Raw genomic sequence first — 15,591 nt, 5'->3', positions numbered from 1 at the left:
GCCGAAGCAGCCGGCGCGGCCGAAGCGGCCGAGCCTTCAGCGGGCGGCCAGCGCCACCCGGTCCCGCCCGGCCTTCTTCCCGGCGTACAGCGCGTTGTCCGCCGCCCGGATCACCTCGTCCAGCCCCGCCTCGCCCGCCACGGGGTGCAATGCTGCCCCGATCGTCGCCGACAACGTCACCAGCTCGCCCGTCGGTGCCGTGATCCGCAGGCCGCGGATCCGGAGGCGGATCCGCTCGGCGATGGTCCGCACCTCGTCTTCGTCCACGCCGGGGAGGAGGACGGCGAACTCCTCGCCGCCGTACCGGCCGACCGTGTCGCCGCGGCGGACCGTCTTGGTGAGCACCGTCGCCACCTCGGCGAGGACGTCGTCGCCGACCGGGTGGCCGTGGGTGTCGTTGATGCGCTTGAACCAGTCGAGGTCGATCATCAGCACCCCGACGCGGCCGCGGGCCCGCTCGAGCGTGTGCTCGGCCTGTTCCTGCCAGGCGATCGCGTTGAGCAGCCCGGTCCGCTGGTCGGTGCGGGCGGCGAGCTTGAACTGGTCGAGCTGGACGCACTGGTGCAGCGCGAACGTCGGGATGATCATCAGCAGCGCCGCGGGCGGCCACCACAGCAGCGCGAGCGCCACGAACACCCCGAGCGCCAGCTGGCTGACCTCCAGCAGGTTGTCCGAGGCGCTGCCCACGGCCTGCCGGGGGTGCTCGACCCGAACCGTCCAGGCGACGACCGTGCCGACGAGCGCGGTGTTCACCGTCCACTGCACCCCCGCGGCGGCGACCACGGCGGCCAGCTCACCCCAGCCCGGCCGGGCGCCGGCGCCCAGGTGCGCGCCGGTCAGCTGCAGCACCGCCCACGCGGCGGACGCGGCCAGGGCGAGCGTCGCCGCGGTGAACACGGTGCGGTGCGGCGGCCGGACCGGGTCGAACCGGTTGACCAGCACCCACCGGTGCCCGTAGATCACGGCCACCAGCGCCAGTTCGAGCACCAGGGGCAGCGCGATCGCCCCGGCGAAGATCCAGACGCTGCAGAGGTCCACGTAAGGCGACCCCGACCGGTCGCGACGCCGTCGTTCGATGAGGTGCGACGCGTGCAGGTGCAGCACCGCCGCCGCGGCGAGCCAGCCCGCCGTCGCCCACTGCTGGGCCGCGGGCGCCGTCCGCGCCGCGAGCACCAGCACCCCGACCGCCGCCAGGTCGGCGCCCAGCACCAGGACCAGCACCCGCCTGGGCAACGACCACAGTGCCCAGCCCCCGTGCGTGATTTCGTCTCCGCTCATCGCAGCGCCTCCCCGCCCCGCTCTGTGCCGTAATCACATGTTCGCCCACGGTAGTCGCGTCGCGGCCCGATGTCAGCTGTTTCCCCGCGGGGCGACCCGACCGGGCGGCTGGGACCATTTCGGGTATCCGGTACCGGACAAAGCGCACAGGAAGGTGAGCCGATGAGCGACAAGGGCTGGTGAACCGCACTTTTCGAATTCCAGCACCACCACCGGAAGGAGCATGCGATGAGCGACAAGGGATGGTGACCCGGAATCCTCAGGACTCGGCGGGGAGGGCGGCGGAAACCGCGGCCGGACGGCGGCGCGACCAGACCGCGGCTGCGGCGAGCGCGACCAGCGCTCCCGCGGTCCCCGCCCACGCGATCGCCGTCGTCGGCCCGACCAGCTGCGCGAGCACGCCGCCGGCGACGATCCCGAGGCCCTGCCCGGCGACCATGCCGGTCCGCGCGAACCCGAGCGCCCGGCCCCGCACGTGCGGCGGGGACAGCTGGACGAACGTCGCCCCGGCGGTGACCTGGTAGGCCGAGCACAGCCCGGAGACGAACAACAGCGCCAGCGCCGTGCCCAGGGCCGGCTGGGTCCAGTACGCCACCAGCGGCGCCGACGTCCCGACCGCGAGCACGCCCAGCGCGCGCACCCGCACCGACCGGGCGACCCGGCGCAGCAGCAGCGCCCCGGCGACCGCGCCGGCCGGTTCGGCCGCGAGGAGCACCCCGATCCAGCCGCCACCGGCGCCGACCTCCTGGGCGAAGGGCACCGCGAGGCCCTCGGGGACGACCGTGAACAGCGCCAGCCACCCCAGCCACAGCAGCGTGCCCAGCGTGCGGTCCCGGCTCACGACGACCGCACCCGCGGCGACGCGGCGCCAGGAGCGCCGCCACCACGTCGCCCCGCCGTCGCCGTCCGCGGCAGCCGGGGGCGGATGTGCGCCGAGACCGGCACGGATCAGCACCGCGGAGGCGGCGAACGTGGCGGCGTCGATCGCCAGCGCGGCGTGCGCGCCGACGCCGGTCACCACCAACGCGGCCGCCGCGAACCCCAGCACCAGGCACAGCTGCCCGGTGACCTGCTGCACCGCCTGACCCGCTTCGTACCGGCCGCCCAGCAGGTCCGGCAGCACCGCACCCTGCGCGGCCGAGAACGGCGCCTCGGCCAGCTGCACGAGCACCAGCAGCGCGGCCAGCAGGGCCAGCGGCACGGCGGGCACGGCCATCACCGCCACCAGCACCGCGCGGACGACGTCGCAGGCCACCATCACCCGGCGCCGCGGGAACCGGTCGGCCAGCCACGACAGCAACGCCCCCGACACGAGGGCGGGCAGCATCGACAGCGCGTACGTCGCCGCGCTCAGCGCGGCCGAACCCGTGCGCTGGAACACCAGGATCGCCAGCGCGACCCGCGCGAGCTGGTCGCCGGCCACCGACAGCAGGCCCGCCAGCCACACCACCCGGAACCCGCGCACCGCGAACGCGGACCACGTCCCGGCCGGACGCCGACCAGCCATCCCCACCCCACCGGCTGTCACGCAGAGCACTGCCCGAGGTGCTCACGGTAGCGCTCCCCGTCGCCGTCCACCACCGTCCGAAGCGGGTGGTTGGGGCGCGCCCGATCGGGTAGCCGGAACGGCATGCACAGACCGCACAGTGGTGACCCGCACCGGATCCTGCGGGCGGTCGAGGACGCCCGGGCACTCGACGAGCCGGCCGCCGGGCTCGCGAACCGGCTGCGCGGGGCGGCCAAGAGCGTCCCCGGTCAGCTGCTGCGCGGGCGCTGGCTGGGCCATCCCCTGCACCCCCTCGTCGTCACGGTGCCGATCGGCGCCTGGCTGTGCTCGGCGCTGTTCGACCTGCTCCCCGGCCAGGAGGAGGCGGCCCGCCGGCTCGTCGCCACCGGGCTGCTGGCCGCGCCGGGGGCCGTGCTGTTCGGCCTGTTCGACTACGCCGACCTCGACGAGCGGCAGCGCCGGGTCGGGCTGACCCACGCCGCCGGCAACGCGGCGGCCATCGCCCTCTTCGGCGCGTCCTACTTCGCCCGCACCCGCGGCCGGCTGGCCCGGGGCCGGCTGCTGGGCGCGCTCGGCCTCGCCATGACGAGCGCCGGCGGTGCCTTGGGCGGCCACCTGGCCTACGCGCAGGGCGCCGGGGTCTTCCGCTGGCAGACCGCCGACGGCCGGACCACCCCCGCCGTCACGGCCGCGCGGTGATCAGGTCACCGGCGGGGTGCCGTGCGTGTGGAACGACTCGATCGTCTTCAGGCCCCACGCCTGCCCCTTGGCCCGCTCGGCTTCGGTCCACGTGACCGGTTCCCAGTCCGGCGCGAAGATCAGCCGTCCGGTGGGGTTGCACAGCTCGATGCGGTTGCCGCCGGGTTCGTAGAGGTAGAGGAAGAACGTCTGCTGGATCGCGTGCTTGTGCGGCCCGGTTTCGATGGGGACGCCGTGGTCGAGCGCGATGTCGGCCGCGCGCAGGATGTCTTCGCGGGTGTCGGTGGCGAAGGCGATGTGGTGCAGCCGCCCGGTCGACCGCGTCCAGTCGGTGGTGTAGACGATGTCGTACGACTTCTGCCCGAAGTGCGTCCACAGCCCCGAAATGACGCCGCTGTCGAGCTGGATCTGTTCGGTCACCCGGCCGCCGAGGGCGTCGCAGATGAACCGCCCGTTGGCTTCCGCGTCCCGGGCCAGGTAGTTGACGTGGTCGAGGCGGCGGACGCCGACCCCGCGCGCCGGGTACGCCTGCGCCTGGTTCTTCAGCGCGGGCCGCAGGTGCTCGGGCGGGCGGTAGCGCTCGGTTTCCCAGTAGAGCTCGAGTTCGTGGCCGTCCGGGTCGCGGAACAGGTACGTCGGGCCGATGCCGGTGTCGCCGTCGACCCAGCCGACGCCGAGACCGCGTTCCTCCAGCGCCACCACACGCCGTTTGAGGGCCTCTTCGCTGGACGCGCGCAACGCCGCCCGGCCGACGCCGGACGTCTTGGCCGCGGTGAGCTTCAGGCTGTGGTGTTCGTAGTCGTCCCAGGTGCGCAGGTACACCGAGTCGCCGTCGGTGCCGTTCTCGGTGAGGCCGAGCACGCGGACGAAGAAGTCCAGGCTCTTCTCCGGCTCCGGCGTGCGCAGTTCGACGTGACCGAGGTGCGCGATCTCGTGGCGCGGCGAGGGATCGGGCATGGCTGACTCCTCAGGGGCGGGGGAAAACGGTGCCGTCGAACAACTTCCGGGCCGTGCGGAACACGGTCGAGCGGGCGACCCGCGGCGTGCCGGACGTGGTGTCGAACTCGACGCCCACGGCGAGCTTGCCGCTGGGGTGCTCGATCTCGATCGGTTCGCCCTCGGCCGGGCGGGCGAGCAGGTCGTGGCCCACGGCGCCGTCGAGCAGCAGCGCGGTCACCACGCTCACCCCGCCCAGCACGCCGATCGAGGGGTGCGGCTTGACCGGGATGAACGTCCGGGTGCAGATGGCGCCGCCGTCGCGGGGCGCGGCGACCAGGGTCGTCTTGGGCACGGAACCGCCGCTGACGTCGCCGAGCCCCATCAGCTTCCCGGCTTCGGTGCGCAGGGCGTCGATCCGCCCGGCGAGCGCGGTGTCGGCCGCGAGCTCATCGACCGGTTCGTACCCGGTGATGCCGAGGTCTTCGGCGCGCGCCACGACGACCGGCATCCCGTTGTCCACACAGGACACTTCGATGCCGCCGACGTCGTCGCGGACGTGGCCGGTGGGCAGGAGGCTGCCGCAGACGGAGCCTTCGGTCTCGGTGAAGTCGAGCTCGACCGGGGCGGCCGTGCCGGGCACGCCGGAGATGGCCGTGCCGCCGCTGTAGTCGACCTCGCCGCCGGGGGTGGCGAAGGTCGCGACGGCGATGCTTCCGGTGTTGAGCAGCCGCACGCGCACGGTGGTGCGGTCGTCCCCCGCGGGCACGATCCCGCGTTCGACGGCGAACTGCCCGACGCCGGCCAGGAGGTTGCCGCAGGTCTGGCGGTCCGAGACGGTGGCCTCTTCCACGCCGAGCTGCAGGAACAGGTAGTCGACGTCGTGGCCGGGCTCGCTCGCCGCCGACACGATCGCGACCTTGCTGGTGACCGGGTGGGCGCCGCCGAGGCCGTCGATCTGGCGCGGGTCCGGGGTGCCCATGATCCGCAGCAGCAGGTCGTCGCGGGCCGCGGGGTCGGCGGGCAGGTCGGCGGCGAGGAAGTAGGCGCCCTTGGACGTTCCCCCGCGCATGAGCATGCAGCGCACGCCGGTCATGCCTGCTCCTTCTCGTACTCCTCGGCCGTCAGGTACCGGACGCCGAGGGCTTCGAGCTTCTCGCGCAGCCCGTACCGGTCGAGACCGAGCTGGCCGGCCGCGAACGCTTCCCGGGCGGCCGCTTCCTTTTCGAGCCGGGCTTGGGACTTCTCGAGTCCGGTTTGGACATCTTCGCGGCGGACGCGCAGGACGCCGTCGTCGTCGGCGAGGATGGCGTCACCGGGGCGGATGACCTGCCCGCCGACGACGACGGGCACGTTCACCGCACCGGCGGTCGCCTTGACGGTGCCCTGCGCGCTGACGGCGGCCGACCACACGGGGAAGCCGAGCGCCCGCAGGTCGGCGACGTCGCGGACGCCGGTGTTGATGACGAGGCCCCGCACGCCGCGGTACCGCAGCGCGGTGGCGAACAGCTCGCCGAACAGCCCGTCGCGACAGGGCGAAGTGGTGGTGACGACGAGGACGTCGCCTTCGCGGCACTGTTCGACGGCCGCGTGGATCATGAGGTTGTCCCCGGGCCAGCAGAGCGCGGTGACGGCCGTGCCGCCGACGCGCGCCCCTTCCTGGATCGGCCGGAGGTCCGGCCCGAGCAGGCCGGAGCGGCCGAGCGCCTCGTGAACGGTGGCGACGCCGTAGTCGGCCAGGCGAGTCACCTGCTCGAGGTCGGCACGCGGCGGATCGGTGACGATGACGGGCTGCATGCCGTTACGGTAAGTTCCGTAGACGAAATTGTCAACAATTTTGGCGGGCAAGTGGGCGTGAGGGTGGCGCAGGTTGCGGCGGGATGATTTCGCGGCAGGCAAGGGAAGGCGGGTCGGCGCACGTCGCCGATTCGGCGCCGCGGCCCCGGGCACGGCGCCGCGGCGCGGGCCGGGTTCGGCACCTCGCCCGAGTGAGCAAGGAAGCCAGCCCAGCCCATCACCCCGTCACCGGTGCAGTGGCGAGACCTCCGCGGCATCCGCCGCCTTCAGAGCGTCGATCACACTCCCCAAGTGCACCCGCGCGGCCTCCGCCGCCCGCTCCGGGTGGTGGGCGCAGATCGCGTCGATGATCGCCAGGTGCTCCGGCAGCGATACCTGGGGCCGCCCCGGGCGCATGGCCAACCGGAACTGGTGGCGGACGCTCTGCCCGCGCAGCCTCTCCAAAACCTGCGCCGCCGTGCGCTGGCCGCTGATCTCGCGGACCCGGCGGTGGAGGCGCTGGTTGAGCCCCGAGTACCCCACGACGTCGCCGGCGGCCACGGCCTGGTGCATCAGCTCACCGAGTTCGCGCAGCTCGCCGACCTCCGCGTCGGAAATGCGCTCCGCCGCCTTTGCCGCGCACAGGGACTCGAGCATCATGCGGACTTCGGAGATCTCGACGGCCTCCTCCAGCGACACCGCCCGCACCCGGGCGCCCCGGTTCTGCACCCGCTCGACGAGCCCCTCGTTCGTGAGCTCGATCAGCGCGGCCCGCACGGTCGCGCGGCTGGCGGCGAACTGGCCGGACAGGTCCGCCTCGACCAGCCGCTGGTTGGGCACGAACTCGCCGCGGACGATCGCGTCGCGGATGGCCGCCACCACGGAACGCTCCCCCGGCTGCCGGTCCGCAGCACTCTCGGTCATACCCCGACTCCGTTTGTTGACAATTTTGTCGAGCACATCGTGTACTCGATCGTAGCTTGTAGAGAGGATTCTGCTATGACCGGAACCATCGCGGTACTCGGATTGGGCGAAGCCGGCAGCGCGCTCGCCCGCGATCTGGCCGCCGCCGGCGCCGTCGTGCGCGGGTACGACCCGGCCGTCCCCGCGGCCGAAGGTGCCGTGGCCACCTGGTCCGAAGCCGAGGCCGCCGACGGCGCCGATCTGGTGCTCAGCGTGAACAGCTCGGCGGCCGCCGTCGGCGCGCTCGAAGCCGGGCTCGCCGGCCTGCGGCCGGGCGTGGCCTGGGCGGATCTGAACACGGCCTCCCCCGGCACCAAGCGCCGGCTGGCCGCCATCGCCGCCGAACACGGCGTGCCGTTCGCCGACGTCGCGATCATGGCGCCGGTCCCGGGCCGCGGCCTGCGGGTGCCGATGCTGGCCACCGGTGTCGCGGCCGGCACCGTCGCCACGGCGCTCAACTCGTTCGGCGCCGCCGTCGAGGTCATGGCCGGCGACGCCGGGCTCGCTGCCGAACGCAAGCTGCTCCGCAGCGTGTTCTTCAAGGGGATGTCGGCCGCCGTGGTCGAGGCGCTGCGGGCTGCCCGCGCCGCGGGCTGCGAAGACTGGCTGCGGAAGATCATCGTCGACGAGCTGACCGGCGCGAACGCCGCCACCGTGGACCGGCTGGTCGACGGTTCGCACCGGCACGCCGTCCGCCGCACGGCCGAGATGGCGGCGGCCGCCGAGATGCTCGGCGAGCTGGGTGTCCGCGCCGACGTCGCCGGCGCCGCCCGGGACCAGCTGGCGCACATAGCTGATTCCCGGGATTGTCAACAATCTTGACCGCGCCCGGGACGAAAGGGACGAGGATGTCCGCAAGGGAATTCGGCGGCCCGGCTCGGCGGCCTGCCGCCCTCGGCGATCGCGATGGTCGGCCCGGCCGGACCGCGGCCTCCGGTTCGCCGAGCGCCTGAACCGGTCTAGGGCTTGAGGATCGTCGTGGGCAGCCCGAGCACCTCGACGATCCGCTCGACCGCGTCGCCGAGCCGGACGAAGTCCTCCCCCAGCGGCTCGACCACCAGCCGGCGCACGGTGGCGACGTGGCCGGGCGCCGAAGCCTCGAGGTGCGCGCGGCCGGCGTCGGTCAGGGTCGCCACGGTGAAGCGGCGGCCCTGCCCGGTGCACACCGTCCGGGTCACCCAGCCCCGGTCCTCGAGCCGCGCGACGGCGTGCGAAATCCGCGGCAGGGACCCGTTCGCCATCTCGGCGATCTCGCTCATCCGCAGGGTCTGCTCGGGCACCACCGACAGGCGGGCGAGGATCATGTAGCCCAGCAGCGTCAGGTCGGCGTCGCGCAGGAGCTGGCCTTCCAGCGCCCCGGGCAGGGTCAGCAGGACCTTGGCCAGGTTGATCCACGCCCGGTGCTGATCGCCGTCGAGCCAGCGGACCGGTTCCTCGTCGTGCTCACCCACGGGTTGACTTTAACACGCAACTCAACCTACCTTGGGTTTAACACGCAACCCAAGGAGGAGCGATGACCACCGCTGCGACCCCCACCCCCGTCATCGCCCTCCGGCTCGGCCTGGCCGCGCTGGCGGCGCTCGCCGTCAACACGGCCATCGCGCTGGTGGCGTCCGCGCTCGACGACGGCGGCCTCGGCATCGGCCTCTCCCCCGCCGCCTACCTGCCGGCGACGGTCGCCGGGCTCCTCGTGGGCGCGGCCGGCTGGACCCTGATCGCCCGGCGGGCACCGCGAGCGCTGCGCGTGGTCGTGCCCGCGGTGCTCGTCCTGACCTGGATCCCGGACCTGCTGCTCCTGACCGCGGGCGCGACGGCGGCCAACGTCGCCGGGCTGATGCTCATGCACCTGGCCGTCACGACGGCGGTCGTCACCGCGATGCGGCCGGCCAAAGCCTGACCTCAGCGCGGCGGGTAGCCCGGCGCCGCGCGGCCGCACCACTGCGCGGTCGGCTTCACGATCGCCAGGACCAGCGTCGCCACGGCCGGGATCAGGATGATCACCAGCCCGACGACCGCGCCGCCGACGTACATCCCGCCGACACCGCCGTAGCGCCAGACACCGAGCGCGCCGAGCGCCACCGATCCGACGGCCAGCAGGATGGCGAGCCCGCTGCCGATGATCGTGAGGACCCGGCCCACCGGCTTGCGCAGGAACAGCAGGATGCCGCCGGACAGGAGCGTCCCCGCGAGCACGGCGTCCTCGATCAGCGAGACGATGAACATCCAGGGCAGGAACCCGAGGTTCGCCATCCCGACGACGCTGCCGATCAGGCCGACGAGGTAGAACAGCCCGCCGAGCACCGCGAGCACCCCCGCGATGATCGCCGTGGCACCGTTCGGCTTCGGGGGCTGCATCCCGTACCCCGGGTAGGGCTGGGCGGGGTACCCACCCGGGTACGGGGCCTGCCCGGGGTACGGCTGCGCCGGGAAGCCGCCCGAAGGCGCCGGGTAGGGCTGGTGCCCCGGGTAGGGCGGCTGCTGTCCTGGCCCCGGCTGCCCGGGGTGCTGCGGGTACGTCATGGCGTCCTCGGTCTCGGCTGACCGCCCCCGACGGTGCGCCACCTCGCGGTGGCTGCGGCCGTGACCGAGTCTCTCATGCGCGGCGGGTCAGACTCCGGCGGTCTTCGCCTCCGGGGCCGAGGGCCTGAGCCGCGCCTGCCGCGTCCGGGGCCCGAAGATCCCCAGCACCACCGCGCCGACCAGCCAGGTCCCCGCGATGAAGAAGAACACGCTCTGGTACCCGCTGCCGTTGTACAGCCCGGCCACGATCAACGGTCCCACCGCGTTCGACAGCCGTCCGAGGCCGTACGACACGCCGGTGCCCAGCGAGCGGCCGCGGGTGTCGAACAGCTCCGGCGAGTACGCGTACCCCAGAGCCGTGTAACCCCGCTCGAAGAGGTTCACCAGGAACCCGAACACCACGATCAGCACCGGGTTGAACGTGAGCCCGTAGAGCAGCCCGCACAGCGCGATGACCGTGCCGAACGCGACCAGGCACCACTTGCGTTCGAAGCGGTCGGTGACCAGGGCCGCCAGGTACGACCCGAGCGGCGCGCCGACCGTCGTGAGCGCCACGTAGAACACGGACTTCTCGACGCTGAAGCCCTCCTTCGCCAGCAGCGTCGGGGCCCAGCTCGAATACCCGAAGAAGCCGATCGTCTGCGTCACCCACAGGACGGTCAGGAGCAGGGTCGGGTACAGGTACTTCTTGTTCAGCAGCAGCCGCAGCGGCGCCTTGGCCACCGGGGCCTCGTCGATCGGCGGCGCGGGCTCCGGCAGCGGGCCCTTCTCCGCCGCGACGCGCTCCTCGATCTCCCGCAGCACCGCGTCCGCCTTGGCGTGGTCGCCGCGGCTCTCGTGCCAGCGCGGCGACTCCTTCAGCTGCCGCGTGAACAGCACGAGCAGGACGCCGAGCGCGCCCCACAGGTACACCAGCCGCCACGACCAGCTGGACAGCGGCACCACCGCGCTGGCGATCAGGTTGGTCACCGGCGTGCCGCAGATGCCGATCACGATGGCGTACGCCTGGTACTTGCCGCGGCTCGCCGCGGGGTAGAGCTCGTTGACGTAGATGACCGCGACGACCGTCATCGCCGACAGGCCCGCCGACGTGAGGATCCGGAAGGCGCCCAGCGACACGATGTCCCACGAGAACACCGCCGCGAAGGAGAAGACGCCGAACCACACGGTCGTCCACATCAGGGCGTTCTTGCGGCCCCAGCGGTCGGCGAGCTTGCTCGCGATGATCGAGCCGAAGAACATCCCGACGAACGACAGCGAGGTCACGTAGGCGACCTGGTTGACCGTCACGCCCCACAGCTTGATCAGCTTCGGGGCGGTCGTGGCGAAACTGTTGATGTCCGCGAACTCGAAGAAGTAGGCGAACGAGACGGCGAGCAGGGTCATCTTGTGGAACCGCGAGATCGGCAGGCGGTTCAGCCGGTTGAGTGCGTTGGCGTGCTGCATTGCATGCCCTTCGGGGAAGAGGGTGGCTCAGGCGGTTTCGCCGGGCCAGTAGAGGCGCATCGGGTTGTCGACGAGCAGCTTCCGCTGCAGTTCCGCGGTGTCGGCCACCTGCGGCACGTAGTCGACCAGCAGCCCGTCGTCGGGCATGTGGTTCTTCAGGTTCGGGTGCGGCCAGTCGGTGCCCCACAGCACCCGGTCGGGGAACTCCGCCACGACGCGGCGCGCGAACGGGACGACGTCGGTGTAGGCGTGCCGCTCGCCGTCGAGGGCCGGTGGCCCGGTCACGGTGAGGCGCTCGGGGCAGCTGACCTTCACCCAGACGTCGTTGCGGTCGACGAACTCCAGGAACCGGGCGAACTCCGGGCCGTCGACCGGTTTCGTGACGTCGGGGCGTCCCATGTGGTCGATCACGAGCGGCGCGGGCAACGCACCGAAGAAGTCCTCGAGCTCGGGCAGGTCGGTGCTTTCGAAGTACAGCACCACGTGCCAGCCCAGCGGGGCGATCTTCTTCGCGATCGTGCTCAGCGCGTCGTGGGGCGAGGCGTCGACGAGCCGCTTGACGAAGTTGAACCGCACGCCCCGCACGCCCGCCGCGTCGAGCCCGCGGAGTTCGGCCTCGCTGATGCCGGGCCGCACGGTCGCGACGCCGCGCGCCCGGCCGCCGGCCGCCCGGACGGCGTCGACCATCGCGGAGTTGTCCGCGCCGTGGCAGGTGGCCTGCACGATGACGTTGCGCGCGACGCCGAGGTGGTCGCGCAGGGCGAACAGCTGCTCCTTGCCGGCGTCGCAGGGCGTGTACTTGCGCTCCGGCGCGAACGGGAACTCGGCCTGGGGGCCGAAGACGTGGCAGTGGGCGTCGACGGTGCCTTCGGGCAACGCGAAGTCCGGAGTGGACGGATTCGCGTACCAGTCCAGCCAGCCGGGCGTCGTCGGGGACCGCGCGATCACCGCCCCTGTCCCTTCAGGAGGGCGTCCAGCCGGGGGTAGACGGCGCGGGCGTTGTGCTCCCGGATCGCGGCCCAGTCCTCTTCGGACAGTTTCGCGGCTTCGGCGTACCGGCGGGTGTCGTCGAAGTGGTGGCCGGTGCGCGGGTCGACGCTGCGGACGGCGCCGATCATCTCGGACGCGAAGAGGATGTTGCGGGCCGGGATGACGTCGAAGAGCAGGTCCGAGCCGGGCTGGTGGTACACGCACGTGTCGAAGAAGACGTTGTTCAGCACGTGCTCCTCCAGCTCCGGCTTGCCCAGCGCCATCGCCAGGCCGCGGAACCGGCCCCAGTGGTAGGGCACCGCGCCGCCGCCGTGCGGGATGACCAGCCGCAGCGTCGGGAAGTCGCGGAACAGGTCGCCCTGCACGAGCTGCATGAACGCGGTCGTGTCGGCGTTGAGGTAGTGCGCGCCGGTGGTGTGGAACGCGGGGTTGACGCTGGTGCTGACGTGCACCATCGCCGGGACGTCGTACTCGGCCATCTTTTCGTAGATCGGGTACCACGAGCGGTCGGTCAGCGGCGGGGCCGTCCAGTGGCCGCCGCTCGGGTCGGGGTTGAGGTTGAGCGCGACGGCGCCGTACTCCTCCACGCAGCGGACCAGCTCGGGGACGCAGGTGGCCGGGTCGACGCCCGGGGACTGCGGGAGCATCGCGGCGGGGACGAACCGGTCCGGGTAGAGCCGGCTGACGCGGTGGCAGAGCTCGTTGCAGATGGCCGCCCACTCCGCCGAGGTCTCGAACCCGCCGACGTGGTGGGCCATGAACGACGCGCGGGGCGAGAAGATCGTCAAGTCGATGCCGCGTTCGTCCATCAGCCGCAGCTGGTTCGGCTCGATCGTCTCGCGCAGCTCGTCGTCGCTGATCTTCAGATCGGCGCGGACCGGCGCGGCGGCGGGGTTGTCGAGCGCGGCGATCTGCTGGTCGCGCCACGCCGCGAGGGCGGGTGGCGCGGTCGTGTAGTGGCCGTGGCAGTCGATGATCAAGGTGATTCCTCGGGGCTTCGCAGGCTTGACAGTCGCACACTAATCGTCGATGAAATTGTTGACAATATCTGCGACGAGATCGTGACGGTGGGCTGACCACTGCGAACGGCCGGTGACGTCACTGGGGTAGTTGCCGGAGGACGCCGGAGGCGGTCACCCGGCCGGCTCGGTCGCGCACGGAGGTGAGGGTCTCCGTGGGGTGGGGCTGGGCGGGGTTGGGCCTGGCCGGGGCTGGCTCGGCATGGCCGGGCTCGGCGGCCGCGGGCTCGGTCGGACCCGGCGCGGCCGGACCCGGCGCGGCCCGGCCAGACTCGGCCCGGCCAGACTCGGCCCGGCCAGACTCGGCCCGGCCAGGCTCGGCCCGGCCAGGCTCGGCCCGGCCAGGCTCGGCCGCGCCGGGCTCCCCCAGGCGGGGCGCCGCCGGGCCGGGCTTGGCCGCGCCGGGCTCGCCCAGGCGGGGCGCCGGGCCGGGCGCGGCCGGGCCGGGCGACACCGAGCCGGGCGACACCGAGCCGAGGGCCGGCAGGCCGGGCCCCGCGAGGCCGCGCTCCGCCGAACCGAGCCCCACCGAGCCGGGCCCCGCCAGGCCGGGCTCTGCCGAGGCGACCAAACCCTGGAAGTCGAACAAAGGTGCCACCAGCCGGTACTCGAACTCCAGCCGCCCGCCGACACCCCGTGCCCGCGCGGCCTCGGCCATGGCCAGCGCCTGCAGGGGCCCGTGGGTGAGCAGCCCCGGGTAGCCCTCCACCTCGCGGCTGTAGTCGCGGTCGTAGTGGATGCGGTGGGCGTTGTACGTCAGCGCCGAGAACCGGAACAGCAGCGTCGGCGTCACCTCGACCGGCCACTCGCCTTCGCGTGGCGGGACCTCCGGGCCGTCGGTGGGCCACGGATCCCCTGTCGGGTGCGCGGCCGCGCGGTAGACGATGTCCTGCTCCTCCTCGACCACCAGCCGGCCCGCCTGGGTGATCCGGTGCCCCACCGTGACGAACGTGAGCGGCCCGGACCGGCCGTGTTTCTCCCGCCTCGCCAGCACCTCCGACCGGCGGGTGGCCGGCTCGCCGCAGCGCAGCTCCCCCGGTGTGCGGACGCGGCCACCGGCCCACATCCGCCGCCGGCCCGGGCCCGGCGGGGCCAGGACGGTGCCGCGGACCGGGTGGCCGTCCGGGCCCAGATCGGCCTGGGCGGGCCGGTCGAGCAGGTAGAGCCAGTGCCACAGCAGCGGGAGGACGCCGTCGGCGGGCACCGGGACGTCGAGCAGTGCGCCCAGGGCCTCGGCGGGGCCGGGGAGGATCAGTTCGGTGTGCGTCATGCCGGACCGCCGCGGCCGGTGAGGGGATGGCGCTTGACCAGCTGCCGGGTGATGACCGTGCGCTGGATCTCGTTGGTGCCCTCGCCGACGATCATCAGCGGCGCGTCGCGGAAGTAGCGTTCGACGTCGAACTCCGTGGAATAGCCGTAGCCGCCGTGGATCCGGACCGCGTCCAGCGCGATCTCCATCGCCGTCTCCGAGGCGAACAGCTTGGCCATCCCGGCTTCCAGGTCGGCGCGCACGCCCGAGTCGTAGCGGCGGGCGGCGTGGTGGACGAGCTGGCGGGCCGCCTCGAGCTTGGTGGCCATGTCGGCGAGGTAGTTGCCGACCGACTGGTGCTGCCAGATCGGGCGGCCGAACGTCTCGCGTTCCTGGGCGTAGCGCAGCGAATCCTCCAGGGCGGCGCGGCCGACGCCGAGGGCGCGGCTCGCGACCTGGATCCGGCCGATCTCCAGGCCCCGCATCATCTGCGCGAAGCCCTGCCCCTCTTCGCCGCCCAGCAGGGCGGTCACCGGGACGCGGAAGTCCGCAAAGGACAGTTCGCAGCTTTCGACCCCCTTGTAGCCCAGCTTCGGCAGATCGCGGGAGACGTGGAAGCCCGGCCCCTTCTCCGCCAGCAGGATGCTGATGCCCGTGTGCGCGGGTTCGGCGGCCGGGTCGGTCTTGCACAGCAGCGCGACCAGCTGCGAGCGCCGGGCGTTGGTGATCCACGTCTTCGCGCCGTCGACCACATAGGACTCCCCGTCGCGGCGGGCGGTGGTGCGCAGGGCCTGCAGGTCGGAGCCGCCGCCGGGCTCGGTCAGCGCCATCGTCGCGCGGACCTCGCCGGCGGCCATCCGCGGTAGGTAGTGGTCCTGCTGCTCCCGCGTGCCGTAGGTCGCGATGAGCTTCGCGACGACGGTGTGGCCGCCCATCGCGCCGGCGAGGCTCATCCAGCCGCGTGCCAGCTCTTCGGTGATGACGGCGTAGCACTGCGCCGAAACCCGCGTCTCACCCCACGGTTCGGGGACGGCGAGCCCGAAGACCCCCAGGGTCTTCATCTGCTCGATGAGCGCTTCCGGGTAGGTGTCGGCGTGGTCCAGCTCCCGCGCCGCGGGCCGGACGTCGCGGTCCACGAAGTCCCGCACCACCGCGACGATCGCGGCCTCCTCCTCGGTCAGCCCGTCCATCTCGGTCCTCTCGATCGG

Annotated in this window: 16 protein-coding genes; 3 read left to right on the top strand and 13 right to left on the bottom strand. The window is 72.9% G+C overall.

Annotated elements, in window-relative coordinates; all coding sequences use genetic code 11:
* Window positions 1–36 precede the first annotated feature (36 nt).
* Together ACH54P_RS00520 and ACH54P_RS00515 are read right to left on the bottom strand one after the other, a co-directional pair.
* Entirely contained in the window at window positions 37–1,278 is a 1,242-nt protein-coding gene (locus ACH54P_RS00520) for a GGDEF domain-containing protein (protein ID WP_489910295.1), read from the bottom strand.
* 259 nt (window positions 1,279–1,537) lie between these two features.
* Complete coding sequence (locus ACH54P_RS00515) at window positions 1,538–2,785, bottom strand: MFS transporter (protein ID WP_489910294.1); 1,248 nt, start codon at window positions 2,783–2,785, stop codon at window positions 1,538–1,540.
* A gap of 123 nt (window positions 2,786–2,908) precedes the next feature.
* Between ACH54P_RS00515 and ACH54P_RS00510 the strand changes: the two genes are divergently transcribed.
* Window positions 2,909–3,484, top strand: coding sequence for a DUF2231 domain-containing protein (locus ACH54P_RS00510; protein WP_489910293.1), 576 nt, complete (start codon window positions 2,909–2,911; stop codon window positions 3,482–3,484).
* On the opposite strand, the gene ACH54P_RS00505 is transcribed toward ACH54P_RS00510, so the two are convergent.
* The 4 genes from ACH54P_RS00505 to ACH54P_RS00490 form a co-directional block, all read right to left on the bottom strand.
* Window positions 3,485–4,441: a catechol 2,3-dioxygenase gene (locus ACH54P_RS00505; protein ID WP_489910292.1), complete on the bottom strand. Its 957-nt coding sequence runs from the start codon at window positions 4,439–4,441 to the stop codon at window positions 3,485–3,487. It lies immediately after the preceding gene.
* A 10-nt stretch (window positions 4,442–4,451) separates the two neighbouring features.
* The gene (locus ACH54P_RS00500; protein ID WP_489910291.1) at window positions 4,452–5,516 is read right to left on the bottom strand and encodes a 4-oxalomesaconate tautomerase; all 1,065 of its coding nucleotides are present in this window, start codon (window positions 5,514–5,516) and stop codon (window positions 4,452–4,454) included.
* Window positions 5,513–6,217 carry a 4-carboxy-4-hydroxy-2-oxoadipate aldolase/oxaloacetate decarboxylase gene (locus ACH54P_RS00495; protein ID WP_489910290.1) on the bottom strand — a complete coding sequence of 235 codons (705 nt, stop codon included), beginning with the start codon at window positions 6,215–6,217 and terminating at the stop codon, window positions 5,513–5,515. Before ACH54P_RS00495 ends, ACH54P_RS00500 begins: the two co-directional genes overlap by 4 nt.
* Window positions 6,218–6,442: 225 nt before the next feature.
* On the bottom strand, window positions 6,443–7,120 hold the full coding sequence (locus ACH54P_RS00490) for a GntR family transcriptional regulator (RefSeq protein ID WP_489910289.1): 678 nt from the start codon (window positions 7,118–7,120) through the stop codon (window positions 6,443–6,445).
* 75 nt (window positions 7,121–7,195) lie between these two features.
* On the opposite strand from ACH54P_RS00490, the gene ACH54P_RS00485 reads away from it, so the two are divergent.
* The gene (locus tag ACH54P_RS00485; protein WP_489910288.1) at window positions 7,196–7,981 is read left to right on the top strand and encodes an NAD(P)-dependent oxidoreductase; all 786 of its coding nucleotides are present in this window, start codon (window positions 7,196–7,198) and stop codon (window positions 7,979–7,981) included.
* A 137-nt stretch (window positions 7,982–8,118) separates the two neighbouring features.
* On the opposite strand, the gene ACH54P_RS00480 is transcribed toward ACH54P_RS00485, so the two are convergent.
* The gene (locus tag ACH54P_RS00480; protein ID WP_489910287.1) at window positions 8,119–8,610 is read right to left on the bottom strand and encodes a MarR family winged helix-turn-helix transcriptional regulator; all 492 of its coding nucleotides are present in this window, start codon (window positions 8,608–8,610) and stop codon (window positions 8,119–8,121) included.
* A 62-nt stretch (window positions 8,611–8,672) separates the two neighbouring features.
* Here ACH54P_RS00480 and ACH54P_RS00475 point away from each other — a divergent pair, with 62 nt between their 5' ends.
* Window positions 8,673–9,056, top strand: a complete 384-nt coding sequence (locus tag ACH54P_RS00475) for a DUF6069 family protein (RefSeq protein ID WP_489910286.1) — start codon at window positions 8,673–8,675, stop codon at window positions 9,054–9,056.
* A gap of 2 nt (window positions 9,057–9,058) precedes the next feature.
* Here the strand turns inward: ACH54P_RS00475 and ACH54P_RS00470 are convergent, their stop codons facing one another.
* The 6 genes from ACH54P_RS00470 to ACH54P_RS00445 form a co-directional block, all read right to left on the bottom strand.
* Window positions 9,059–9,679 carry a hypothetical protein gene (locus ACH54P_RS00470; RefSeq protein ID WP_489910285.1) on the bottom strand — a complete coding sequence of 207 codons (621 nt, stop codon included), beginning with the start codon at window positions 9,677–9,679 and terminating at the stop codon, window positions 9,059–9,061.
* An 87-nt stretch (window positions 9,680–9,766) separates the two neighbouring features.
* The gene (locus tag ACH54P_RS00465) at window positions 9,767–11,125 is read right to left on the bottom strand and encodes an MFS transporter (protein WP_489910284.1); all 1,359 of its coding nucleotides are present in this window, start codon (window positions 11,123–11,125) and stop codon (window positions 9,767–9,769) included.
* Window positions 11,126–11,152: 27 nt separating this feature from the next.
* A complete protein-coding gene (locus tag ACH54P_RS00460) occupies window positions 11,153–12,073 on the bottom strand; it encodes an amidohydrolase family protein (RefSeq protein WP_489910283.1) in 921 nt (306 codons plus the stop codon).
* A complete protein-coding gene (locus ACH54P_RS00455) occupies window positions 12,070–13,095 on the bottom strand; it encodes an amidohydrolase family protein (RefSeq protein ID WP_489910282.1) in 1,026 nt (341 codons plus the stop codon). The genes ACH54P_RS00460 and ACH54P_RS00455 overlap by 4 nt, the downstream gene beginning before the upstream one ends.
* 118 nt (window positions 13,096–13,213) lie before the next feature.
* Window positions 13,214–14,404 carry an HTD2 family dehydratase gene (locus ACH54P_RS00450; protein ID WP_489910281.1) on the bottom strand — a complete coding sequence of 397 codons (1,191 nt, stop codon included), beginning with the start codon at window positions 14,402–14,404 and terminating at the stop codon, window positions 13,214–13,216.
* Window positions 14,401–15,573 carry an acyl-CoA dehydrogenase family protein gene (locus tag ACH54P_RS00445; protein WP_489910280.1) on the bottom strand — a complete coding sequence of 391 codons (1,173 nt, stop codon included), beginning with the start codon at window positions 15,571–15,573 and terminating at the stop codon, window positions 14,401–14,403. Before ACH54P_RS00445 ends, ACH54P_RS00450 begins: the two co-directional genes overlap by 4 nt.
* Window positions 15,574–15,591 lie beyond the last annotated feature (18 nt).

The sequence above is a fragment of the Amycolatopsis sp. N2S4-7 genome (assembly GCF_058119595.1).
This window is presented reverse-complemented; position numbering and strand designations above follow the sequence as displayed.